General features: G+C 37.5%; 28 protein-coding genes and 1 pseudogene. 10 read left to right on the top strand and 19 right to left on the bottom strand.

Annotation, left to right across the window (positions count from 1 at the left end):
• Window positions 1-31 precede the first annotated feature (31 nt).
• Genes ABXZ36_RS04635 through ABXZ36_RS04625 form a run of 3 tightly spaced genes read left to right on the top strand, consistent with a single transcriptional unit; the run spans window position 32 to window position 939 of the window.
• Window positions 32-361, top strand: coding sequence for a YtxH domain-containing protein (locus ABXZ36_RS04635; protein ID WP_354614312.1), 330 nt, complete (start codon window positions 32-34; stop codon window positions 359-361).
• 6 nt (window positions 362-367) lie between these two features.
• A complete protein-coding gene (locus tag ABXZ36_RS04630; protein ID WP_354614311.1) occupies window positions 368-718 on the top strand; it encodes a hypothetical protein in 351 nt (116 codons plus the stop codon).
• Complete coding sequence (locus ABXZ36_RS04625) at window positions 715-939, top strand: DUF6327 family protein (protein ID WP_354614310.1); 225 nt, start codon at window positions 715-717, stop codon at window positions 937-939. The genes ABXZ36_RS04630 and ABXZ36_RS04625 overlap by 4 nt, the downstream gene beginning before the upstream one ends.
• 12 nt (window positions 940-951) lie before the next feature.
• Here ABXZ36_RS04625 and ABXZ36_RS04620 read toward each other — a convergent pair whose 3' ends face one another.
• From ABXZ36_RS04620 to ABXZ36_RS04610, 3 genes are all read right to left on the bottom strand, one after another.
• Window positions 952-2,022 carry a response regulator gene (locus tag ABXZ36_RS04620; protein ID WP_354614309.1) on the bottom strand — a complete coding sequence of 357 codons (1,071 nt, stop codon included), beginning with the start codon at window positions 2,020-2,022 and terminating at the stop codon, window positions 952-954.
• Window positions 2,000-4,510, bottom strand: a complete 2,511-nt coding sequence (locus ABXZ36_RS04615) for a PAS domain S-box protein (RefSeq protein ID WP_354614308.1) — start codon at window positions 4,508-4,510, stop codon at window positions 2,000-2,002. Before ABXZ36_RS04615 ends, ABXZ36_RS04620 begins: the two co-directional genes overlap by 23 nt.
• A gap of 369 nt (window positions 4,511-4,879) precedes the next feature.
• Window positions 4,880-5,347, bottom strand: coding sequence for an Hsp20/alpha crystallin family protein (locus ABXZ36_RS04610; protein ID WP_354614307.1), 468 nt, complete (start codon window positions 5,345-5,347; stop codon window positions 4,880-4,882).
• Window positions 5,348-5,570: 223 nt separating this feature from the next.
• Between ABXZ36_RS04610 and ABXZ36_RS04605 the strand changes: the two genes are divergently transcribed.
• The 6 genes from ABXZ36_RS04605 (at window position 5,571) to ABXZ36_RS04580 (ending at window position 9,748) form a co-directional block, all read left to right on the top strand.
• On the top strand, window positions 5,571-5,960 hold the full coding sequence (locus tag ABXZ36_RS04605) for a DUF302 domain-containing protein (RefSeq protein ID WP_354614306.1): 390 nt from the start codon (window positions 5,571-5,573) through the stop codon (window positions 5,958-5,960).
• Between the two features lie 100 nt (window positions 5,961-6,060).
• Entirely contained in the window at window positions 6,061-6,672 is a 612-nt protein-coding gene (locus ABXZ36_RS04600; protein ID WP_354614305.1) for a flavin reductase, read from the top strand.
• Window positions 6,669-7,829, top strand: a complete 1,161-nt coding sequence (locus ABXZ36_RS04595) for a M20 family metallopeptidase (RefSeq protein WP_354614304.1) — start codon at window positions 6,669-6,671, stop codon at window positions 7,827-7,829. The genes ABXZ36_RS04600 and ABXZ36_RS04595 overlap by 4 nt, the downstream gene beginning before the upstream one ends.
• 11 nt (window positions 7,830-7,840) lie before the next feature.
• Complete coding sequence (locus ABXZ36_RS04590; protein WP_354614303.1) at window positions 7,841-9,193, top strand: HPF/RaiA family ribosome-associated protein; 1,353 nt, start codon at window positions 7,841-7,843, stop codon at window positions 9,191-9,193.
• Window positions 9,194-9,287: 94 nt separating this feature from the next.
• Window positions 9,288-9,587, top strand: a complete 300-nt coding sequence (locus ABXZ36_RS04585; protein ID WP_435602183.1) for a ribonucleotide reductase barrel domain-containing protein — start codon at window positions 9,288-9,290, stop codon at window positions 9,585-9,587.
• A 26-nt stretch (window positions 9,588-9,613) separates the two neighbouring features.
• Window positions 9,614-9,748, top strand: coding sequence for a hypothetical protein (locus ABXZ36_RS04580; RefSeq protein ID WP_354614712.1), 135 nt, complete (start codon window positions 9,614-9,616; stop codon window positions 9,746-9,748).
• A gap of 107 nt (window positions 9,749-9,855) precedes the next feature.
• Here ABXZ36_RS04580 and ABXZ36_RS04575 read toward each other — a convergent pair whose 3' ends face one another.
• From ABXZ36_RS04575 to ABXZ36_RS04510, 14 genes and pseudogenes are all read right to left on the bottom strand, one after another.
• A complete protein-coding gene (locus ABXZ36_RS04575; protein WP_354614301.1) occupies window positions 9,856-10,530 on the bottom strand; it encodes an FMN-binding protein in 675 nt (224 codons plus the stop codon).
• Entirely contained in the window at window positions 10,515-10,775 is a 261-nt protein-coding gene (locus ABXZ36_RS04570) for a hypothetical protein (protein WP_354614300.1), read from the bottom strand. The genes ABXZ36_RS04575 and ABXZ36_RS04570 overlap by 16 nt, the downstream gene beginning before the upstream one ends.
• Before the next feature lie 256 nt (window positions 10,776-11,031).
• On the bottom strand, window positions 11,032-11,793 hold the full coding sequence (locus ABXZ36_RS04565; protein WP_354614299.1) for an SDR family NAD(P)-dependent oxidoreductase: 762 nt from the start codon (window positions 11,791-11,793) through the stop codon (window positions 11,032-11,034).
• A 175-nt stretch (window positions 11,794-11,968) separates the two neighbouring features.
• On the bottom strand, window positions 11,969-12,421 hold the full coding sequence (locus ABXZ36_RS04560) for a DUF2267 domain-containing protein (RefSeq protein WP_354614298.1): 453 nt from the start codon (window positions 12,419-12,421) through the stop codon (window positions 11,969-11,971).
• A gap of 237 nt (window positions 12,422-12,658) precedes the next feature.
• Window positions 12,659-13,387 (bottom strand): hypothetical protein, encoded by a 729-nt coding sequence (locus ABXZ36_RS04555; RefSeq protein WP_354614297.1) that lies wholly within the window; start codon window positions 13,385-13,387, stop codon window positions 12,659-12,661.
• Between the two features lie 492 nt (window positions 13,388-13,879).
• A pseudogene (locus tag ABXZ36_RS04550) lies at window positions 13,880-14,596 on the bottom strand (DUF6920 family protein).
• 501 nt (window positions 14,597-15,097) lie between these two features.
• A complete protein-coding gene (locus tag ABXZ36_RS04545; protein ID WP_354614296.1) occupies window positions 15,098-16,108 on the bottom strand; it encodes a 2-hydroxyacid dehydrogenase in 1,011 nt (336 codons plus the stop codon).
• Window positions 16,089-16,745, bottom strand: coding sequence for a hypothetical protein (locus tag ABXZ36_RS04540; protein ID WP_354614295.1), 657 nt, complete (start codon window positions 16,743-16,745; stop codon window positions 16,089-16,091). The genes ABXZ36_RS04545 and ABXZ36_RS04540 overlap by 20 nt, the downstream gene beginning before the upstream one ends.
• A gap of 53 nt (window positions 16,746-16,798) precedes the next feature.
• Window positions 16,799-17,218 carry a hypothetical protein gene (locus ABXZ36_RS04535; protein WP_354614294.1) on the bottom strand — a complete coding sequence of 140 codons (420 nt, stop codon included), beginning with the start codon at window positions 17,216-17,218 and terminating at the stop codon, window positions 16,799-16,801.
• 74 nt (window positions 17,219-17,292) lie between these two features.
• Complete coding sequence (locus ABXZ36_RS04530; RefSeq protein ID WP_354614293.1) at window positions 17,293-18,663, bottom strand: MBL fold metallo-hydrolase RNA specificity domain-containing protein; 1,371 nt, start codon at window positions 18,661-18,663, stop codon at window positions 17,293-17,295.
• A gap of 9 nt (window positions 18,664-18,672) precedes the next feature.
• Window positions 18,673-19,500, bottom strand: coding sequence for an ATP cone domain-containing protein (locus ABXZ36_RS04525; protein ID WP_354614292.1), 828 nt, complete (start codon window positions 19,498-19,500; stop codon window positions 18,673-18,675).
• Between the two features lie 12 nt (window positions 19,501-19,512).
• The gene (locus tag ABXZ36_RS04520; protein ID WP_354614291.1) at window positions 19,513-20,421 is read right to left on the bottom strand and encodes a mechanosensitive ion channel family protein; all 909 of its coding nucleotides are present in this window, start codon (window positions 20,419-20,421) and stop codon (window positions 19,513-19,515) included.
• 32 nt (window positions 20,422-20,453) lie between these two features.
• Window positions 20,454-20,867 (bottom strand): hypothetical protein, encoded by a 414-nt coding sequence (locus tag ABXZ36_RS04515; protein WP_354614290.1) that lies wholly within the window; start codon window positions 20,865-20,867, stop codon window positions 20,454-20,456.
• Between the two features lie 6 nt (window positions 20,868-20,873).
• Entirely contained in the window at window positions 20,874-21,725 is an 852-nt protein-coding gene (locus ABXZ36_RS04510) for a universal stress protein (protein ID WP_354614289.1), read from the bottom strand.
• Between the two features lie 163 nt (window positions 21,726-21,888).
• Between ABXZ36_RS04510 and trxA the strand changes: the two genes are divergently transcribed.
• The gene (trxA, locus tag ABXZ36_RS04505; RefSeq protein ID WP_354614288.1) at window positions 21,889-22,191 is read left to right on the top strand and encodes a thioredoxin; all 303 of its coding nucleotides are present in this window, start codon (window positions 21,889-21,891) and stop codon (window positions 22,189-22,191) included.
• A gap of 67 nt (window positions 22,192-22,258) precedes the next feature.
• Here the strand turns inward: trxA and ABXZ36_RS04500 are convergent, their stop codons facing one another.
• The gene (locus ABXZ36_RS04500; RefSeq protein WP_354614287.1) at window positions 22,259-23,107 is read right to left on the bottom strand and encodes a universal stress protein; all 849 of its coding nucleotides are present in this window, start codon (window positions 23,105-23,107) and stop codon (window positions 22,259-22,261) included.
• Between the two features lie 113 nt (window positions 23,108-23,220).
• Window positions 23,221-24,273 (bottom strand): response regulator, encoded by a 1,053-nt coding sequence (locus ABXZ36_RS04495; RefSeq protein ID WP_354614286.1) that lies wholly within the window; start codon window positions 24,271-24,273, stop codon window positions 23,221-23,223.
• Window position 24,274 lies beyond the last annotated feature (1 nt).

Below are 24,274 nucleotides of genomic sequence, written 5' to 3'. Positions count from 1 at the left end.
ACAAATTGTTTAACCCTTAAAATTCAACATCATGTCCAATTCAAATGAAAACGTCTTATTGGCCCTTTTAACAGGAGCAGCAATAGGAGCAGGAATCGGGATTCTATATGCCCCGGATAAGGGCTCGGAAACTAGGCATAAAATAAAGCAAAAAGCTATGGATACCACCCATGAACTTACGGACCGCATAAAACATGCAAAGGAAGAACTCACTAAAACAGCCGATGAGAAAAAGATAGCCTTTGAGGAAAAATTGGAGGACGTTCTTTCCCATATGAGTTACAAAGCAGATGACATAATTGCTGGCTTGGAAAACAAATTGGAGGAACTTAGAAAAAAGAACACCCAATTTCAGAAATAGTATTCTATGGTATTTCAGGAACTGAAGCACCATCTTAAAGAAGCAGATGGGCACGTAAAATCCTATTTGGACCATAGTGAAGAATACTTTAAGCTAAAAGTATTTAAAATCTATATGGGTGTGGTCACCATGGTAGCCAAATCTTTGATTATAGGTTTTGTAGTACTTTTAGCGAGTATTCTATTATCCATTGCGGCATCTTATTGGATAGGAGATGTCTTGGACAATGACATCATGGGCTTTTTATTGGTAGGTCTATTTTATGTGTTCCTCGCTATTTTTCTTTATGTATTTAGGGAGAGGCTGACTGTGCCTTTGCTCAAAAAGTGTTCAGAATTTTATTTTGACGACTTATGAAAACCATATATCGCTCTTTTGCTGAAATAGACCAGCAATTAAAAATATTGAGACTACAAAGACAGATTAACAAAGAGTCTCTAATACTTCATTTACAGGGAGCCAAATCTAATTTATATCCTCGTAAAACAATAGGTATCCTCACATTCCTGATTCCAAAAATCATAATTCCCATGATAAAAAAGAAACGGCTCTCTAAAATACAGGAGATAGATAATTAATAAGACCTTCTTTTAACTGAATTCGGCTACATGTGCTAGCTCCTCCTTGTTCAAAATAATGATCCGACGGCCCTGATCAGTAGTGATCAATCCTTCATCCTTAAAATCCGATAAGGTACGTATTGCAGTTTCTGTGGCTGTGCCTATCATTCCGGCAAAATCCTCTCTTGCTATCCCTACTCCGCTATTTGCCTTATCCTTAATGATTCCTTTTTCGTACAAATCTAAAAGTGTCTTGGCCGCCCGTTGCCTTACCGAGGCAAAGGCCATGCTTACCAATTGCTGCTGCACATTAATCAAATTATTTGAAATCATAGCAATAAATTTTTGTGAAACTACTTGGTTCCCGAACAATAGTTTAGTAAAATCCTCCTTGGGGATCCCATATATCTTGGTATCGTCCAATACCATAGCTGTTTCTGTATAGGTCCCTGAATTATTTAACAGGGACAACTGACCTATAAAATCACCAGCACTGTATACCCCCGTAACAAATTCTTTTCCCAATTCCGTACTTTTAAAAGTCTTTACCGTTCCACTCTGGATAAAGAAAAGGCTATGAGCCAGATTTCCCTCCATATAAAGTATTTCCTTCTTTACAAATTCCTGAACCTTTTGTTTTTCGGTAAGACTCTCAAAATCCATATATTTTTGAGCATCTTCAAAAAAAGTATGGATACCCTCAATATTCCTACTGATTTTCTTTTTAAAAAAATCATCCTTTTTAAGACGACATTCGATAGCCTCTAATAGCTCTTTTTCCTCAAAAGGTTTCGTTAGATAATCATCGGCCCCTAAATTCATCCCCATTCTAACATCTGATCTTTCAGATTTTGCCGTTAAAAAGATAAAGGGAATACCTCCCGTGGAAGTATCATTATTTAATTGTTTCAATACGTCATACCCACTGATCCCGGGCATCATGATATCGCAGATAATTAGATCTGGCATTACAGTTTTGGCTTTTTCAATACCAATTGTACCATTTTCAGCGGTTACCGCTTCATAGTTTTCCAGTTTCAGGATTTCTGCAATGTTTTCCCTAACATCAGTACTGTCCTCAATGATCAATATTGTTTTCATTTTCTTCCAAATTTGTTGGTAATTTCACGGTAAATATGCTCTCTTTCCCCAGCTCACCTTTAAAGCCAACTGTCCCCCCCAAAAGCTCTACATATTGTCTAACGATATGCAGACCCAATCCTGTTCCCTGAATGTTTAAAGCGTTTTCCGCTCTAAAGAAACGCTCAAATAGATGTTCCTGCTCTTTAATGGGAATCCCTATTCCATTATCCGTAATCTTAATGACCACATGGGAACCAGTGTTTTGAATATTAAGAATAATATCCATATTTTCATCAGAATACTTAATAGCGTTAGACAGTAAGTTGATTAAGATATGGCTCAACAACTTTGGATCTATAAACACAAGCATTTCCTGCTCTATTTTCTCCAATACGATAGTCTGTCCCATTTTTTTGTTAGAATCCATTTCCTCTATCAATGCTTTTGAAAATTGTATCAAATCAAAAAGCTGACGATTTACACCTACTTTGCCCGCTTCCAATTTGTCCAAGGATAGAAAATCATTTAAGATGACCACCAAATTTCTTACATTAGATTTGATGCGTTCCACGTACCTTTCTATTTTTGTCTCATTCCCAGGCTCATTTTGCTTGTAAATTAAAATAGCTGATGAAAGAATGGCACTAAGTGGGGTTCTAAATTCATGGGATGCCATAGAAACAAAACGCGTTTTTAAATCATTGAGTTCTTGTTCCCTTTTGAGAGCATAACGTATTTCACGTTCCACCAGTTTCTGTTGGGTGATGTTATTATAGACAAAAAGAGCTAAGGTGCAGTCATTATAGGCATCATATAGAGGTCTGGAATTTACGGAGTAGATTTTCTTTTCGAACCCCATTTCAAAAGAAATTTTATTTCCTTTTACGGTTTCTTTTATATCTTTCTTCATTTTCAAAATATGATGTTCCGAAAAAAAAGGAATTTCGCCTATAGACCGGCCTTCTACCTCCTCTTTTATCATATTTATATGTCTCAGTTCTTCTCCTTCTATGTATACAATCTCAAAGTTTTCATTAAAAACGACCATAGCCCCCTTTGGAAAGTTTTGTGCTATGGCCGAGAGCATCACCTGACTTTGGCTTGCCTTGTTTTCTGCCTCCTTTGTTTCCTTGACCTGATCTTCCAAATTTAAATTTAACTCTACTAATTTTCGTACATTAGCGGTGACCTCTTTCGTACGCTCCATAACCCGGTATTCCAATTTCTTGGCCAGTTCCATTAGTTGCTTTTTCCCTTGTTGGAGTGCATAGTTATTTTTATGGTGCTCGAAGGCGATACTTGCTAATTTGACCATATCAGTCAATAGTTCTTTTTGGTGACCTTCTGGTTTTCCATACCGTCTATTGAAGAGCAATAAACATCCCAACACCTCATTTTTAGAAGATAGGATAGGAAAATACCAACATCCTAATATCCCTAGTTTCAAGGCCAAGGATTGAAGGCTAGTTGTAGCTTTTATCTTGGAGATATCTTCTATAACCACCTCCTTTGAATACATAGGTCTTTCACTTTTAGTGTCAAATATAGATTCCAAAATCAAAGAAGCAATAGTCTCTATGACTTGCCCGTACCCATTTCCCTTTTCCAAGTATTGCCAGTTGTACTTTCCTCTATCCATATGGCCAATAATAGGAATGGAATGCGCTACGTATTCCTTCATAACGTTAATGATCTCCTGTCCTATCTTTTCAATGGGCGTAACCTTGGTGATCATTTCGAGAATGTACCTAATGTGATCTTTTGTCAGCTCTTCTTTCTTAGTAAGTGTAACATCATTTTGGACCCCAATAAAATAACTTAATTCATTGGCCTCGTCCCTTACTGGTGTGATGTTGAGCTCGTTCCAAAACAACGTCCCATTCTTTTTATAGTTTCTTAATACTACGCGACAAGGGTCCCCTTTTTGTATCGCAGATTTTATAATCCCTATTTCTTTTTGGTCCCTATCATCTGCTTGTAAAAATCGACAGTTTTTATTCAAAATTTCCTCTTTTGAATATCCTGTCATCCGCACAAAACCTTGATTGCAGTATATTATCGGAAGATCGGGAAGGCGCGCATCTGTAATTGTTATTCCGTTACTGGTAGATTCCAAAGCCATGTTCCTCACCTTTAGCATATTTATGTAGTCACCATTCCAGAAGATAGTACCCAAAAGCAATATACATCCACCTTTATCCTGAGGAATAATCCTTATCTGAACATCCTGGGGACCATTTAAAGCGTAGACAGTTGTTTCTAAGATCTTTACGTCATGTGTCTGTTTTTCTTCGGAAAATAGTTTATCGAGTATCGCTAAGGTAGGTTTGGAAAGTAGCTCTTCTAGCTTTTTTTGTTCCAACTCACTTGCAGTATATCCTAAAATTTGATGGGCAGCTTTGTTTACTTTCCATATCCTTCTCTTTGCATCTACAAACAGTATTCCATCGGAAGTTGCTTCATAGATGCTTTGTAATACTGTGGTATCTGATAGTTGGTGCTCCATCTTAAGGCTTACAGGCTAATTATATCTTTCCCAAGGAGTTGGCATTGGGGAGAATGCCATTTGAACTTTAAATTACAAAATATTCTAGCTCCTAACTCATTAGGGATGTAAAAAATAGGGTTTCATTATAGCAAATATAAACCTCAAGGCTAGGCTTAAAAATGACAAATATCATTATTACGCCTAGTCATGTACTAGGGACAATGATCTTGATTTTTAAAAATAGAATGTTAAAGCACTTCTAGAAATACCAATGCCCCTTGGCTCTTTACGGTTATAAAAAGAAGCTAGCTCTATACCGAATGGGCCAAGGGGCATTTATAGGAATTACCTATAGTGAAGTTGTGTGCGATTTTCTTTTAGAATATGTTACGCAATTTGGATTTTTTTAGGGGGCCTCTTTTTGGCCTCCTCTTTTTTTAATAGGTTAAAGCTTAAGATCCCGTCTTTATACTCGGCCTTTATGGCTTCTTCCTTAATACTTTCTGGCAATTGCAGTGATCTTTCAAAGGATTTGTAACTAAATTCCTTACGGGTATAGTCTTCCTCTTTTTCTTCCTTGGGAGTTGATTTCTTGGCAGCAATATTCAAACATCCATCATCAATGGTTACCTCAAAATCCTTTTTGGCGAAACCTGGAGCGGAAAGTTCTATCTCAAAATGGTCATCGGTCTCCTTAATATTTAATGCAGGCTCTCCCCTTTTACCATTCCAAAAACCATCATCCAGTATATTTCTGCTCATGAGGCGGTTGTCAAAAAATTCATCCATATCAAAGAAATCTGACGAAATAAGACCTCCAAATGGCCTTCTGTTTTTAAATTTTACTAGTGACATAATATCTATTTTAAGGTTACATATTTTTTGTAATTTAAATTTACAAATAGGGAGCAGCTATTGAAATGACCCAGATCAGTATTATCAAAATATTGTTCAATAGACTATTAAATATCACAAGAACAAAGATTAGCACTTGCCAAATATTGCCTTAAATGAACTGACATGTATCATTGGAACTGCCCTAATTTGAAATTATATTTATGTGAAAAACACGAAACAAATGAGCTACTATTTTAATAAATCGTTCCAGAATGTCGATTTTGACACTATGATAAGACGAACCAAGGAAGCATTGAAAAATGAAGGGTTTGGTGTTCTTACAGAAATTGACATGAAAGCCACCTTAAAAGAAAAATTGGATATTGACTTTCACAACTATAGAATACTAGGGGCTTGCAACCCTCCTTTTGCCTATAAGGCCTTGCTGGCGGAAAATAAAATAGGCACCATGCTTCCCTGCAATATCATCATACAGGAAAAAGAGGAAGGCCTAGTTGAAGTTGCTGCCGTGGATCCCAAAGCCTCTATGATGGCCGTGGGCAATAAAGACCTGTCCGAAATTGCCTCCCAGGTTACCCAAAAACTAAAAAAGGCTATGGATCAAATATGAGTCATTTTCCTTGTAAATATATCATTGTATCCTGACCATTGTCATCTTTCTCGTAATTCAGGTTTTGTACATTGAGGGAACAACGGTAAAAGTTTTGCACATGGAAAAAATATTGGCAGATCATTATATTTCCTTAGGTACGGATGTTCCCATTTGGAACCGATGCTTTACCGTGGCCCCCCTAATTGTAGTGGGGACCAAAGAAGGTGACAATTATGACCTTGCTCCAAAACATATGGCCACCGCCATTGGCCTATCGAATTATTTTGGTTTTGTCTGCACCCCAAAACATGCTACTTACCGTAATGTAAAGGCTACAGGGGAGTTTTCAGTAAGTTTTCCATTACCAAACCAAATAGTACTGTCGTCATTAAGTGCTTCGCCTAGATGCGGAGAACGTAGCAATGAAAAAAGCATCATCCGTTCCTTACCCACAGTAAAAGCTACTTCCATAGATGCCCTTTTATTAGACCATTCCTATTTATATCTAGAATGTAAACTTTTTAAAATAATTGATGGGTTTGATAACGATAGCATCATTACTGGTAAGGTGATTACTGCTTTTGTAAAAAGCAACTATCACCGGGATGCCGAAAAAGACGAGCAGGAGATGATCAAGGACAACCCATTACTGGCCTATATCGCCAACGGTCGCTTCGCTTCCGTCTCAGAAACCTTCAATTTTCCATTTCCAAAAGGTTTTAAAAGATGAGCACAAACACGGATATAGCAACAGGGATCAAAAAATATTTGACCATCCAACGGAAAGAAATGATCAATTTCCTTAAAACCCTCGTGTCTTTTGAAACCCCTTCAAAAGAACAGGATTCCCAAAAGGGAATATTTGATGTCCTTCTTGCCAAACTGGAAACGATAGATTATGAAACTATATATATGCCAGGAAAACACTCCGGTGGTTATCTATTTGCACGTCCCAAAAAAAGGAATAGAAAGCTACCTTTGCAACTATTAGTAGGACATTGCGATACCGTGTGGCCATTGGACACGTTAAAAAAAATGCCCTTAATGGAGGAGGACGGCAAAATAAAAGGTCCTGGAGTCTACGACATGAAAGCAGGATTGACACAGATCATCTTTGCGCTAAAAACGCTTCAAGACTTAAACCTTTCACATAACCTTACACCAATTATCCTGATCAACTCAGATGAGGAAATAGGCAGTAGGGAATCCACAACTATAATAAAAAGACTAGCAAAAATATCGAAACGAGCCTTTGTTTTGGAACCTCCGTTAGGCCTGGATGGTAAACTAAAGACGGCAAGAAAAGGCTTGGGACGCTTTACTATTAGAGCCAAGGGAAAAGCCTCCCACGCCGGTTTAGATCCCACCAAAGGGATCAATGCCATTGTGGAGTTAGCCCACCAAGTTCAAAAATTATATGCCATGAACGATTTTGAAAGGGGAATTACTGTTAATGTTGGTATGATTGAAGGAGGTGTTTCAGCCAATGTCATAGCTCCCGAAAGCACCGCGGTTATAGATGTAAGGGTATTTAAGGATTCGGACGGGAACTATATCACCGAAAAAATAAAAGCCCTAAAGCCGTATCTAAAAGATATTGAACTACATGTCGAAGGTGGTATTGGAAGACCTCCCATGGAAAAAACAGTCCGCAATCAAGAATTATGGAAACTGGCCAAGTGCCAAGGTGATGCCTTGGGTATTCAACTTGAAGAGGCTACGGCAGGTGGTGGCTCCGACGGCAATACCACCAGCCAGTTCACGGCAACCCTAGATGGTTTGGGCACTCCTGGAGATGGGGCGCATGCATCCCACGAGTACATTATTGAAAACCAATTATTGGAACGGACTGCCCTTTTAACCCTTTTATTAATTACTGACTCTTAAAACCTATAGCTATGAACCTTCAATATATTTATACTTCATTAACACGGATTTCGGACTTAGAAGAAACCGACTTCATCCTTAAAAAATTACCAAGGGAACAGTGGCAAACGGGGGATTATGTTGTTTGTAAGATCACAGATCCAGGCAGTAGCGAATTAAAACTAGAGCTTTCCAATGGAAGAATGAGAGGCATTATGGGCGGTGAACTCATGGTAGGTGCTTTAGGGGAGCGCTTTGCAACCCTAGAGGCTACAGGTACTTGGAGAAAAGTGGGGGATGACTTAAAAATGAACATATTAACTGGAGCCGGTCTACTTGGGAAGCTCACTTCCAAATCTGTCTTTATGCCAAATCTAATGGAAGTGGTCTATACGGGACATACTTTCCGCTTTGGAGATAAGCTCACCATGGAGAGTTTTGTAAGGCCAGAGCCCTATGTTCCTTTTTCTACTCCCGTGATCCTCTTTGTAGGAACTTCCATGTCTGCAGGCAAGACCACTTCGGCGAGAATTGTCACTAATTTATTTAAACTTGCCGGACACAAGGTGGTAGGAGCCAAACTTACGGGAGCAGGGCGTCTTAAGGATATCTTGGCCATTAAGGATGTTGGTGCCGATTTGGTTCTGGATTTTGTGGATGTTGGGCTGCCCTCTTCAATTTATCCGAGGGAACAGTATCAAGAAAAATTGACCCAATTACTGAGTAAAATGGAAAAAGTGAAGGCTGATGTAGCCATTGTAGAAATAGGTGCCTCCCCTTTAGAACCTTACAATGGTGATATCGCCATCAATGCCATAAGAGAAAAGGTCAGATGTATTGTCCTAAGTGCATCCGATCCTTATGCGGTACATGGCCTTATGAAAGTTTTTGATATTGTTCCAGATATCGTTACTGGGGTGGCCACAAATACTCTGGCAGGTTGTAAATTGGTGGAAACGCTATGCAAGGTGAAGGCTCTAAATTTAATAGATGCCACCACTACCCCAGCTTTAAAAGATATATTGTCATCGGCAACAGGGCTTTCTTTGGAGAACAGATTTATGGAAACGGAAGCATTGCAATTCCACACCCATATAGACTTTGTACATACCACAACAGATCCGGACTTGGAACAACTGATTATAGCCAAGTTAGACCGTTTATTTGAGAAATTTAATGAATTGATAAAGGCACATGTAATCATAGAAGAAGAGAACACCACCTCTTCTAAGGGGAAGATATGCAAAATAGAACTCAGCTCCCCTGGTCCTAGAATCTTTGCCTCTTCCAAAGAAACTACCTTTGAGGGTTCTATAGCAGAAACGATACGCGATCTGGAGAGACAACTTCTAAAACGAAAAGAGAAAATGAACCCTCATCTTTAAATAATGTCCCGCAAAATTGTACAAAATCCCATGCAACTCCTTACTGAACGTTATCTTTAGAAAAACGATCAAGGTAACACCATAGAGACACCAGATCAGCTGTTCAGAAGGGTTACCCGTTGATGACCGTTTGGAAGGGATTTTCACTACCCTTATAAATACCGCGCTAATTCATCAAAATGTTGGTGGCACAGGCTATAATTTTTCCAAACTACGCCCCAACAAAGAACTTGTGACCTCTTCTGGCTGGAAATCTTCTAGCCCAATTGCCTTTATGAAGGTTTATGATGCCGCCACAGAACATGTAAAACAGGGAGGAAAACGAAGAGGGGCCAATATGAGCATATTAAATGTAGGCCATCCTGATATAGAACAGTTTGTTATTACTAATTAGATGGTCAGAGCTTACAAAATTTAAATATTTCTGTAGGCATTATAGATATCTTCATGAAGGCTGTAACAAACAATGAAAAATGGAAACTTATAAATACCGGGACGAACCATAGAAGCCAAGGGACTTTGGAAATCTTTAATTCATGCTGCCTAGAAAACTGAAGATCCAGGGCTTATCTTTATTAACACCATCAATAATTTGAATTGTTGAGATGTTTCTCCCTAATACAGCAACAAATAGTATAAAGACCAGCTTGAACTCCATTTATTTAACGCTTTTCAAAATATTTAGAATACCCACCTACACCTTCGTTCAACATATGTACCACCCCTAAGCTTGTCACGGTGGCCCCCGAAATACCATCAACCGTAAATTCTCCATTGATCGCTTCTTTGCCACGGACCTGTAACCCAAAGGTATTATCCGTTATATTTAGGACCTTTCCTATAAACCTATTTTGAAAAGAGGTCCGTCCTATTTCAGCTCCATATCCTTCGGATTCCACTTTGTGCCCAAAAGCTATTTTCAAGATTTCATGTGTTTTATAATCAACTAAAAGCTTGGCCCAAATAGGCCCTCCAAACCCCTTGCCTCTACTTATCAACAAGACCTTGTCCGTATTAACAATTTCCATAACAGGGCATTCAGATTCCTTTACGGAATTTGGGGACGAATAAAATAATGCTGCTCCCATTTTCAAAGGTATGGGCATACTATTTCCATTTCTGACTACCTTTTTAAAAACAACTTTATCCTTTAACTTCGCCATATCCGTTTCAGTAATATCAGCAAAATCAAGGAGAACCTGTAAGTTAGCAGATGCCTTTTTCTGTTCAAGTACCACTTCGTCTGTTGTTACTCCATTTTGTTCGGAAAATTTAGATTGTTCCTTACAACCACAGATCAATGGTATGAGCAATGCGTAAATTATTTTTTTTGCCATTGGGTTGTCAATTTTCGTATTTTAGAAGTTAGGGAAGGCACATTTTCTGGCTTCAGTTTTAAAATAATATCATGCCTTTTAGATTCCATTTCAGGATGTTTCATAGCTATTTCAAATAATGTCTGTAAAGCGCTTACCCTAACAATTTTACTTTCTGTGGGATCCGTAGCCCACAGGGTGACTACTTCCAAAACCTGTTCTATTCTATCCTTTGACCATTCCAATCTAGAGACCACATGTGCCAAATACTATTTAAATTCCTTGTGCATGGCAGTTCCTAAAAATAGCAGGAGCTAGGTATCTTGCTTTTGCAAAAATTTGGGTTTTTTTCTTGAAATTTTTTCTATGGCATCTGTCGCAAGCATGATCAATATGCGATCATTGGAATGTAAAAAATGGAATACCTTGTCAAAATCGTTTTGGGTCTATACTAAGGCCTGTCGTTAACCTTTCCTATAGACCTCAAGTCCCCACCCTTTAGATAGGTTCTAAAATCCGAAGTCATGATGAAAGCATACCACCATCTATTACATGTATGCTTCCCGTAATATAGGCACTTTCATCCGAAGCCAAGAACAAGGCCAGATTTGCAATTTCTACAGATTCTGCATATCGTTTTAGAGGTACCATATTTTCAAAACCTTTTATGACTTGATCCGGATTTTCAGGCGAGATGTCTTTTTCAATACGCCTCATCATTTCATTATCCACAGGGCCGGGATGAATACTATTGACCCGTATCTTTCTATCTGCACTTTCCAAGGCAGCCACCCGCATAATCCCAATAACGCCGTGCTTACTGGCTACATAAGCTCCCAATCCTGCAAAACCTTTTAATCCCGCAACGGATGAGGTGATCATTACACTTCCACCCTCTTCCATTTTTGGTAGTACATGTTTGCAGCCCAACCAAACTCCTTTAAGGTTTATTGCGATTACTTTATCGAAAATGTCTTCGGGGTAGTCCACCAAAGGTTTGGAGCAGCCTTCAATCCCAGCATTATTAAAGAAGATATCAATTTTTCCAAATTCCTTAAGGGTTTGCTTAACATAATTTTCGGTATCCTTGGCCTTGGAAACATCTGCCATGCAGTGGGAAAGATTTGGATTCTTAAAATCCGCTACCGCCTTTTTCAAAAGGTTTTGATTTACATCCACCAACATCACTTTTGCTCCTTCTTCCAAGAATAATTTTGCAGTTGCTACACCAATGCCTCCAGCACCACCTGTGATAATGGCTACCTTATCTTTTAAGCGTTTCATAGTACGATCTTTTAGATTAATCTAAGGTACCCTCACTTTACTCTCCCCAAAATGACAAAGGTCAGTTAAGAATGAAACACTTAAAAAAAATTACGAATATTTCTTTAGGAAGAAGCCTAAACAAAATAATAATACATAAAATGAAATTGCTATCAATGTGGTCATTGTATTGGTTTTAAAAAATAATGTACGATGAAATCATTGCTTTAAGATCCTTGGGAAGTCCATCCCGGATATCCTCCATCTCACCAGTTGAAACATATTTTCTTAGGTAAGTAAAAGTGGTATCCACATATTGCTGGGCTACCTCATCACTGTATTCAAAATCGTTGACCGCAGATGGGCCATCATGGGTCCTGACTAGATCTAAAAATTCAGCCATCCGCTTCACTTTTGGTTTTTTCTGTTTTACATTCCAACCGTTCACATAAACTGCCTTTAAAAACATGGGTAATTGGGCAATGAACTGCAATGATTCCTCTATTGGAATGATATCACGTAGCGCGTGTAACGTTGCCGTTAGAATTCTCCCCCCCTTATCACGATCATTACCAAGACCCAATTGCACGGTATAATCTTTTAAAAAGGTATTCCCCTCAGTAGCATATTGATTAAAATTAAGTGCCATGACCATATTTTAAAGGTGGACAATAAAATTGGCAAATTATTCCCAAGTACAAAATGATCCTGGTCATTTTGTACAATTTCCTCGCATCTTTTAAAAGAGGCTAGGGATTACTGCGTCATCATCCACCAATGCAACCTAGAGGGTAGAAGTTATGATTTAAAAGTTATGGACTAGACATTCTTCCATGAACCTTATAATAAAATCGATGTGAAGAAGAAAAGATGACGTTTAAAGAAACTAATCTTTGTTTACCTGCTTGTACATGTCGGTAGCCTCAATATACTGTTCTATAATCTGAGGGTTCATAGAAGGCTCATGTTCAGAAGGTTCTATTTGAGTAAAGAAAAGATCTGTGGACCCCCTTCTTTCCTGAAGATCCAATGCTCCCTGAATGTAAGAGCTCCAATCGAATAATTGGTATCCAAGGCCATGATCTATACAGATAAGGTCTTTATTAAATTTGGTCTCTTCTGCATAGGTTGCATTGAGCATTTTAAAGACATTACCTATAAGCTGGGAGGTATTTTTAGAATGGTAGGTGCTTATTTGTCCCAATTCACGTCCCATAACACCAATTTGTGCATTGTAGGGAAGGTTTAAAAATAGTAAGGGCTTATTTATAGATTCTGCATCAGTGCTTATAGTAACTATATACGTCCTATTCTCCCTTTTCTTGAACATACTAAAAAAGGTAGGTTTGGAAGAAAAAGGGGTCTTACTCTTGCGGAATCGAAATTCAACTTTGACGTCCTTTAATTCTGGATAATAAGATAGTGCCGTGACGACCTGATCAGTAATTTCCGTCGGCATTTCCTTATTGACTAGAAACTTTGCATTCATGGTAGTATCAAGGCTATTTGCTTTAAACTCTTTCCTAGGTACTTGTGCCATTACCAAGCAGGAAAAGCAAAAGGTAAAAAGGGTAGTGACCCACATACTACGAGATAAATTCATTTGTAAATTCATATTATGCTGTTTTTTGAAGGCGTATCTTAAAAAAATGATTATCTCCTTTCCCTTAACAAACATTCAATTTCCAAAATACCTTTTTTTGATCGGTATTCCAGAATACTTAACCCGTTATTAAATTATTGTAAATCAGTATCTAATATTGGCTGTAATAAAAACATAACGTTACAATTTACTGATTGGTATAATACATAGATCATATTTTCTCTCAAAGAGCAACCACAATAACACCCCAACCACTTATATATAAGCTATTTATATAACATATAACACTAGAAAACTAGAAAACTAGATGAACTAAGAAAAAGTTAAGGTGGTCATTTCACGAAAATGAATCATAAAAAGTAAGATTAAAGAACTACTAGCTTCATTTGACCATTTAATGGCGAGGTTCTTATACATCAAAATTAGCAAATTTTTTTACTACCAATTAAAGCGAATAATACCTACATTTTTTATGTTTACCCTATCGTGATTGCAAGTACTCGCTTATTCCTTATTGGAGCGGGTTGCCATCGGCAATTCTTGCATATTATACGTTATGTTCGCTAATTCTAATTTTAACCAAGTCCAACCGCCGCTATCCAACTTCCAATTCGCTTCCAATGCTACTGGTATCTTTATACCATTATGTTCTTCGGTTTTGGTAGCTTTAACGGTCCATTGTGTGGGGTCGGTATCATTTATGTCTTTATACCTCATAGCTACAAACTTTGTAAAAATTCCATTTTTAGAAAAATGAAAAATTCACGAACCTTTTGTGCCATTGTGGGACAGTGTTGCTTTAGCCGCAGTGTCATCTATTTTTTTCCAAACGATATAAGGACTTAAATCGGCAGAAGGAAACCAAACAATTTCAGCCAAGTACCGTTGAAGTGTTGCCTTGTTTACCTTTTCATTATTTTTTGCATTTGCAATTTGGAATACCGAGAACATCTTAATTGTCATTTCTCCTCTTCCATTTTCAAATTTGTCCTTCCCAACCACAGTTGTAAATGGATTTACTTTTAGACCTACCGACCAAATAAAAGCAGGAGGTACAATTGTAAAAAACTGTTCAGCTTTCGCAAAGCTCCAATCCTTTTGATCGGGATTCATTAACATCTGTAAATTTTGTTTCAAATGAACATTGCAAATAGATTCTTTACCAATTGTTCCGCTATGGATCAACCATTTTTGGACTTTGGAAGGTAGCTCTGAAATCATTTGTTTTTTAAGAATGTTGTTATTTTTAGTACTTGAATTTTTAAACATTTGTGCTGTTTCATACGTCACCTTTTTTAGCAAAACTGAACCTTGAATATGCTATGATAATGGACGTGAGAATGACCAAGTTTAAAATTGTCCCGAATTTGGCATCAATCCAAAAATTTATGATTGAAAACTGAGAAAGAAGTACGCCCAAAATTCCGATGATCCAACAAAAATTGGATTGTGCTTTCAATAACACTGAGGTACTTACAAGTAAAAGAAAGGCAAACAACCATATGACACCCAATATTTTGGAAATGGGTTGTGAGATCATATTAAATTGAGATATCCCAAACGCTTTAAAAAATCCGAATAAATGGATAATTCCATGTATTCCAATCAATAGTATTAACGCAATTCGCATTTTTTTTGTTTTTTGAATAACGAAAGGCATGGGTGCTCCTAAACCCAATATTGATTATTTTTAAACAGATCATTGAAACCGATAGCCTAATTTTAGGATATCAGTGTTTCATAGCCCAGCTCGTTCTTAGATTCCTTTCCTTTTGCCCAACAATCGATATTGTAAAAAGTAATGTCCGCAATATTCGCCAATGCCTCTTTAGTAACGAAGGCCTGGTGCGGAGTAAGCAATACGGCATGCAATGAAAGCAGCTCTTTTAATTGATGGTCCTTTATATCCCCAGAAGCGGAATGGTCTTTAAAAAAGAGGCCTTTTTCCTTTTCATATACATCGGTGGCATACCCTGCAATTTCATTTTTCTTCAGGGCGTTGATCAATGCCTTTGTATTAACTACCGCACCACGTGCCGTGTTTATTAGAAGGGCCCCTTTTTTCATTGCTTTTAACTGAATTTCATCTATTAGATAGTGGGTGTCATGCGTCAATGGAACATGAAGAGTAACAATATCCGATTTTGTAAGCAGCTCCTCTAAATCCACATATTGGATGCCATAATCTTTGATCAATAATGGATCTGGCGCTAGGTCATTGGACAAAATAGTGCATCCAAAACCATGCATAATTTTCGCCATAATGGCTCCTATTCTGCCAACACCAACAATACCAACTGTTTTCTTGTTGAGGTCGAAACCGAGAAGATTATCTTGTAAAAAGTTATATTGGTGCACTTGTGAGCTGGCTACAACAATCTTTCTATTAAGTGCCAAGAGTAAAGCCACGGCATGTTCCGCAATGGCATAGGGCGAATAATCTGGGGCATTGGCAATCTTAATCCCAAAACGTTTGGCGCATTTTACATGAATATTGTTGTACCCCGCAGATCTCAAAGTGATATACTTGACGCCAAAGTCCCTTAATTTTTCCAAAACAGTTAAGGATGCATCATCACCAGAAAATATAGAAATAGCATCAAAACCTACTGCCTGATATGCCGTTTCCGAGTCTAGAGCATTATGGGTAAACACCACATGATAATTATTTTTATTGGCTCTTTCTAAAAAAGGTACCTCAAATTTCTTAGCACTATAAACCAGTAATTTCATTCTTTCTATTTTTTCTAAATATGATATCCTGTTCTTCCAGAGCCAATACAATCAGTTTTATATAATCATCAATTGTTTTGTTGACATCCTGTGGATCTGTAATATCTATAGAACCCCTCCAAATTAATTGGCGCTCTTTGCCCACACAGATGCAGTACAATGAAGTCTCCGCATGGTAAACCATAAATTCCTCGTAGTAATTATCCCTGTAATAAATATCTTGGTACTGTAAATAGTCGTCCCGGAAACTTCCATAAATGCCACCTACCTCTGACAACCTCTTTCTAAAAGTCTTTTTACTTTCAGATCCTGTAACCTTGGTAAACAAAATGGCGTCAAAATCTCGTTCTATGAGCAAATCCTCTACTGCAGCTATTTCTTGTTCTGACTTTTTTGAAGACGTAAACTCAACATCAAAGAGATCCAGACTTCGCATAGCCTCAATATCCCTTTTCGTAAATTCCTTAGTCAATTTGGTCTCGAAATCCTCTCTGGCCTCCTTATTCTGAGTCATCCCAACAACAAGGACCTTGTTGGCATCGAAAATGACTATATCTGGACTCTTCCAATTTTCTACCAATTGAATGGAAGAACAACTAGAGAACACTAATCCTACTAAAATGGCCAACTTTTTCATTCTTATTTTTTTATATTATAATTGGGGTACTATAAATGAATACTTCACTTTTTTTAAGGTTTTTTCTTTTTGAGAATTCCGCCTGCGTAATTAAAGATTTCTGATTTAAGCCCTTGGAAGTTCTCCAAAAAGGCCACTACATAGGCTTTAATGGCCTCATGTTTTTGATAATACCCCAAATCACAGGAGTAATCTGCACATTCTAGCATCCCTGCCAAACCTTTTTCATGTTTTTGTATGGCATGCATCACAAGAGTCTTATGTTCCTTGTTTTTTTTAATTTGGGCTTGATAAGTTTGTAACCTTTCAAATAGATTGGGAGTATTGGGTTCAAAAACATATGAACTCAATAAATTATCTATAAAGATTACCTCATCATTCACCAAGTGCAGGGAAGACTTCCAATTACGGGATTCTGTGTGAAGTAGATCTACCTTTTTTTCTTGTTCTGGTTTTATTTTACTTTTTCCCATGGTTTAATTAAAATCTAGGAGCAAGATATTACCAAGGTGCAATTATAAAAATGACAAAAGTCATAACCAAAAAATTAGATCACTATTTCTAGTACTTCATATAATTTGGGTATATGCACATTCCAACCATAAGTGTCCTTTATTTTAGTCCTAAAGGAATCTAAAGCAGTGGGTTCTCCATGAACAAGAAAAACCTTTTCCGGAATATTTTTGATATTCTTCAGCCAATCCATCAACCCTTGTTGATCGGCGTGGGCTGAGAGACTTTCCAAATGAGCCACTGTGGCTTTTACGGGATGGTATTTTCCAAAAAATTTAAGCTCATGAGCGCCTTCCAACAACTGCCTGCCCCTTGTTCCCTCTGCCATATAACCCACTAAGAGAACCGTGGTTGAGGGCTCATCTATCAACTGTTTTAAATAGGTCAGAACGCGCCCTCCCGTAACCATGCCGCTTCCGGCAATAACAATCTTTGGTCGGGGATCATCTATGGTTTTCCAGGTATCCTTATAGGAAGTTATTATATTGACATGATTGCACATGGCCTTATAATCACTTATGGATAGTTTATGCCACTTCGGATAATTTTCAAAAACGGAGAGCACATTGTTTCCCATTGGGCTATCTACAAAAATGGAGATGTTTGGTATCCGATTTTTCTTATATAAATTCCAGAGCAGGTAAATTAACGATTGTAATCGTTCTACGGCAAATGAAGGGATAATGAGATTGCCCTTTTCATGAATGGTTTTATCAATGAGCCCAATAATAATATCTTCCACATTTTCCTGTGGATGCAATCTATTCCCATAGGTACTTTCCACAAAAAGGAAATCGGCCCATCCTGGGCGCTGGGGTGCATCCAAAAGGGCATCCTCTTTCCTTCCAATGTCACCTGAAAACACAAATAATTTTCCAAAAATTTCAAATTCAATGAAAGTGGCTCCAATGATATGGCCATTGTACCTAAACCTATATTTGCTGTTTTCTGATAGGAAAATCCATTTATCCCTTTCTTCGGCTTGGAACAAATCTATTGCCTTTTCGGCCTCTTCCATAGTATAAAATGGCAATGCAGGATTGTGCGAACTATACCCAATTTTATTGGCCTGGGCCGCTTCCTCTTCGTGTATTTTTGCACTATCCCTTAAAATAATAGCCGTAATAGATAGGGTAGGTGCAGTGCCTATTATTTTTCCTTTAAATCCTTCTTTGACAAGTCTTGGCAAATATCCTGTGTGATCCAGATGTCCGTGGGTGAGTAGAACCACTTCTATTTGATTGGCCTTTATGGGCAAGGGCTCCCAATTATGAAGTCGCAGTTCCTTAAGCCCTTGGAACATCCCACAGTCTATCATGATATTTATCTCAGGGGTTTCTAAATAGTATTTGGAACCCGTTACTGTGCCTGATGCACCCAGAAAATGTATTTTTATATTGGCCATATTCCTATCTTACCTATTGCATAATAGTTCTATCTCTTTCATGATTCTCTGCTTACGCGAATCCGAAATACCTAGGTGATCAAGAAAAAATTTATCATGAAGTAACTGTTGGCATAGGACCACATCCCTACTCAATAAAAATTGTTTTTCACGTGCGCTTAATAATGTAGATACGGTGATGGGATACAGTCCCAATCTGTCTATGCGATCTTTTAGCCCGTCATCCTTGGGGTAATCCCAACTCAATAAATAGAGTCCTGCACATTTTCCGAATTGGATGGCATCCTCTGTAAAACGGGTATTGGTAGCTACCCAACCCACATTAAAAATCAAATCGGAATTCTCTTTTGTCTCCCAGTGTTTTTTTACATCCATATATCTGGAATGAATGTACAAGGGAACTTTTACGTTGCAGTTTCTCCCTTCCTCACTGTGGAACTTACATTCAATTATGGTAACCGCTCCATTCTTTTTTGCAAAAATATCTATTTCATGCTTTACACAAATGCCGGTCATGACCTTTCCAACTTCTGTTTTATATCCCGAAAATTGAAGAATAGCGCTTATAAATTTTTCGAATGGATATCCTGTTGGGCCAAATTCATAAATGGCTTTCTTCAGTTTGTATTTGGAGGCAAAAATGGACTGTTTCTTTTTTAATAGGGCAAATGCCCTATTGTAAATTTCTTTGGTACTAATACCTTGATACAGCTCATCCCGGACCCGATCTACAATAAGATTAATCAAATCTTCATCGGCGCCGCTTCGTTTTAGGGAATTCCGCAATTTGAACATTGAGAATTTCACTTTTTCCCCAGAAGACTTTACTATTTCCATACTTCACGACTTTTATACGTTATTTTTTATCCGCACATCAACTTCAGGAATTTTCAATAATTGTAAGGTGGCAGATGCCAAAACCACTTTTCCATCTGATTGTAATGCGTTCTTTTGAATGCTATAAAAAAGGTTGTGCTTGGTACTTCTTCTAAGCTTATAATCCGTAATGTACCTTAGGTTCAAGGCTACCCAATTGTCGGTCAATGTTATGGCAACAGTAGGTTCCAAGGTGGCATTCTCTATATAATACCGCTCTACCATCTCCCCCCATTTGGTCTGGCTAGCCCCAACATAGTCAGAGAGAAGCTCAGAAGAATTATCCAAAACAATTTTCTTAGCTAATTCTATGTCTGAGCCATAAGTGACAAGAATATTAAGTTCATCCCATACAAAAGGAAAGTCCATAGAGTAATTTTTTATGGGTCCCTTAAAAACAAAAGCGTTACTAATCTTGACGATCCTACCGGAATAATTATCGCTACTGACCCATTCCCCCATTTCCATAATGGTGGTATAAATACTATCAATATCTATAACATCTCCCTTTATGCCGTTTATTTCTATTCGGTCCCCAGGGGTATAAACCCTAACGGCAAAAATGTAAAAGGAGCCTGCGATGCTTAAAATAAGCTCTTGTAAGGTAAAGGTGATGCCAGCGGTGAAGAGTCCGATTATGAGGGAGTAATCCTTAATGTTTCCGGCAGTAAAAAACACCAAAAAAAGAATGGCAATCAGCACATACCCAATAACCTCTATCCCTTTTTGGGTCTTGTACCTAAAGCTAACATTTTCAATCCTATTCCGCGCAATATTTCTTAAAACCCGTATCCCAACTATAATGATCAAAGCCCAAAACAGTAATCTCAATAAGCCAGCTAAAAAAGGTTGGTGTTCCAGAAGTTCGTATAGCTGTTGCATTATTTGCATAGTAAGCATTAGTAAGATACAGCCTAAATTGAGTCTTTGTAATAATCCTTTATCAAGGCTTTAACTTGATTGTCGGTCATACTATCCTTTTTCGCCACCACTTTTATTTTAGAGGCTAGGGAAGGATACCTATCTATAAGTTCTTTCCCAAATTTTTCTCTGGTGATGGCCGGTCCAAAAATGGCTATGGCATCTACCTCGCCTACTACATTTACCAAATTTTTAAAATAACTCCTCAACTGTTGTTTTTCACGCTCCATATAGGAGCTTTCCCTTACCACATCTTGGGTGCCTCCCCATTTAAAGGGTGCTCTCCCCCCTCCAGATGGGTGGAAAAATTCAACCTCCGATTTCAAGGTGAGAAATTCCTCCTTTCCATTGGATAACCTTAATATTTTCGCTTCTTTCTTATCTAACCAAATCCCTACCCTTTCCATATGTATTTATTTAGAATAATCATTAAGTACTAAAATTGGAATCTTTGCATGATACCCGATTTCCTTTACTAGAGGTTTTGAGAACATAATTCCAAAAAAACTATGCTTTTTATTTAAAAATGCAATCATGTCACTGTCCCTACTTTCTGTAAAAAAGCCAATCCCTTTATGAACCTTTGTGTCCGTTAGGGTATGGAAACTATATTTTGTAGCTGCCAAAATAGTTTCCAATAGTTTTTTGTTTAACTCCTGAGTTTTGGACAACTTGTGCTCTTCTAAAATATGAAGTATGCGAATGGGGGTCTCATACATTTTTGAGATATTCAATAAATGGTTGAGCTCCCTTCTTTTATAACTGGTCTTAAAATCAGTAGGAAATACAATTTCTAATGGTGGTGAAAACCTAAAATCCTCAGGGACAGATAGTAATGGACAATCTGTAACTGCCTCCATCGTCGCAACGGTATTGGTGCCTAATATTACACCCTTGGCCCCAGTAGATCCCTTGGTACCCATGATCACTAGGTCAATATCCTTTTTTGCAATGGTATCCTTAATGGCGTCAATGAGGGAATTATAGCTAGAAATGGTATGATATGTATGTTTAGTATTGGTATTATGCAGTTCCAAAATATCCAATAATTTTTGAAACTGATCCTCGGATACTTTCTTGGCCGCATCATAGGTGCTATTGCCGGGTTCTGGAACCATCATATTAACTAAAGAATACCCATCTACCTGAAAGACGTTCAACAAATAGAACTCACAATGCTGATTAGCATACATATCCAAAGCATACCTAATGGCATTTAAGGCATTTTTTGAGAAATCCGTCGGCAGTAATATTCTTTGATTCATAACTTAGGCTACTGTTTTAAGTGTTCTTAAAAGTACCGGCAATGCAAAAAATAATCTATGATAAATATCAGTATTACTAAAAAAGTGAAGAAACCTAAGGAATGATAAGAGTCAGTTTTAATTATATTGTAAAACAATACCTTGTTAGGTAAATTCAGAACAAATGAAGAGTAGTTTTAACGAAATCATTAAATCCGATACCCCTGTATTAGTCGATTTTTATGCCGACTGGTGCGGACCCTGTAAAATGTTGGTGCCCATTTTAAAACAAGTGAAGGAAGAGTTGGGAGACAGCATTAAGGTCATCAAAATAGATGTGGATAAAAATCAGGCAATAGCAGGAAAATTTCAAGTCCGGGGAGTACCTACCATGATACTGTTCAAAAATGGAAAACAGCTCTGGAGGCAGTCAGGGGTGCTTCAGAAAAATGAGTTAGTAGCCACCATAAAGTCACACAACAAGTAGCTATTTTGGCAAGATTATTTTAAGTATTTCAAAATGTTTTTAGAATTTTAGTGCTGTGCCTTTACATTTAATCGTGTATCACCAAAAATGGAACCTTAGTGTGGAAACTTATTTTTTCCACCTTGTTACTTAACACAATTTGCTGCAAGAAATTTAAATTCCTGGCTACCATTACCAACAGGTCTATATTTCTACTTTCCACAAAACACTGTACGGCTGCGGTGACATTCTTATTGGTTATGTAATGAAAACTGTTCTTTTTTTCAAAGGTCTCGTTTAAATAATCTTCCAAATATTCCTTGTTCTTGATCTGGGAATCAGTTAATAACTGCCCCGATTTAGAGGCGTGCATTACCCTCACATATGCCTTATTTGTTTGTAAAAGATGGGAAAGGGCGGAAAGAATCCTAGCAGAATAAAATATATTATAATCCGTTGGGAAAGCTATTTCCTTCAGATTGCTAAAGGTAGCCTTTACAGGCACCGCCAGAGTATTACATTTCACTTTAGTAATCACATCTCCCGTATTACTACCTATAACATCCCCTAAGGCTCCTGAGGTTCCTTTAGTCCCCATGACTATAAGATCAATTTTCCTTTCCTCTATATTTCTTCTTACAGACTCTATAAAAAAGCCCTGATCGTATAAAGGATAGAACTGATGCTTTTGGGTTTTTGCCATGCTTACAACTTTCTTGAGAAAATCATAGAGTTTCTTTTTGGCAACAGCTATAACATCTTCCACAATAACATCGGAGGAGGCTGTATAATTCAATCCCTGAAAATCATACCCGCTCATATCATGTACATGCAATAAATAAAAATTACAAGGACTAGTTTTCAATAATTCCAAGGCATAGGTTACAGCATTCAAAGAATCTTCCGAGAAATCTGTGGGAATTAAAATATTCTTCATTGTACACACTTATTAAAAACAAAAGTATTGGTACAAGGCCGCCTTTAATATGACAAAAATCAGTTTTGAATGACTAGTTGAAAAAAGATAAGGTTAAACTTCCTAAAGTCCTATTAGTTCATTTGCTGTAACAAATTGAGATCTAAAATCTTAATATTCCTTCCTTCTATATCTATGATACCTTCCTTTTTAAAACTGGAAAGTGTTCTAATAAGACTTTCGGTAGCAATTCCGGCCACACTGGCCAAATCACTCCTAGAGACCTTTATAGGCTTATCCCCTGACTTGTTTAATAGGTTTGCAAACTGCATAAGTGTCTGTGCCGTTTTTTTTCTAACAGAACTATAGGCCATTTGAAGCAACTGCTGTTTTATCTCTGATAGATTTTTGGAGAGCAACCCCATTAATTCCAACGACACTTGATTGTTCTTTTGAAGTATTGATTTCAAGTAATCCTTAGATACCCCTACTAGTTCAACATCTTCAACAGCAACTGCAGATTCTTCGTAAGGCATATTATCCAAAAAAGAGGTAAAGCCCAAAAAATCATCGGCTGGATGCAGAGAAGTTACTAATTCCTTTCCATCGCTGTCCATCTTATAACATTTTACAGCTCCCTTTAAACTTAAATATATCTTATTGGAATGGTCTCCTTCCTTGTAAATGGTTTCCCCATTTTTAAAAAAATATAGTTCACCTTTGTCATCAAAGAAATTTTTAAGCTCATTTAAATTTCGTAATTCATGTTCATCATCAGATAAGTTCTTATTTTTTTTATGCTCTATTTGAGCAAGAATCTGAGCTTTAGCCAACCTACTTTCTATGGCACTAAACAGATCTTCTTCTTCAAAAGGTTTGGTCAAATAATCATCGGCACCCAAATCCATCCCTTTTCTTATTTCTTTGTGTTCTGTCTTTGCAGAAAGGAAAATAAAAGGAATTTGATTGGTCTTTTCATTGGAAGTCAAGGCTTCTAAGACACCATAACCATCTATTTCTGGCATCATAATATCACATACTACAATATCAGGCATATTATTTAGGGCATATTGAATCCCTAATTTCCCATTGGGGGCTGTAATAACGTTGTAACTGGCAAGTTCCAAAAGTTCTTGGGTGTTCTCCCGTAAAGCCAAATCATCTTCGATTAAAAGTACAGTTTTCATG

Origin of the sequence: Sediminicola arcticus (genome assembly GCF_040566695.1) — a bacterium.
Classification (GTDB): domain Bacteria; phylum Bacteroidota; class Bacteroidia; order Flavobacteriales; family Flavobacteriaceae; genus Sediminicola; species Sediminicola arcticus.
This window is presented reverse-complemented; position numbering and strand designations above follow the sequence as displayed.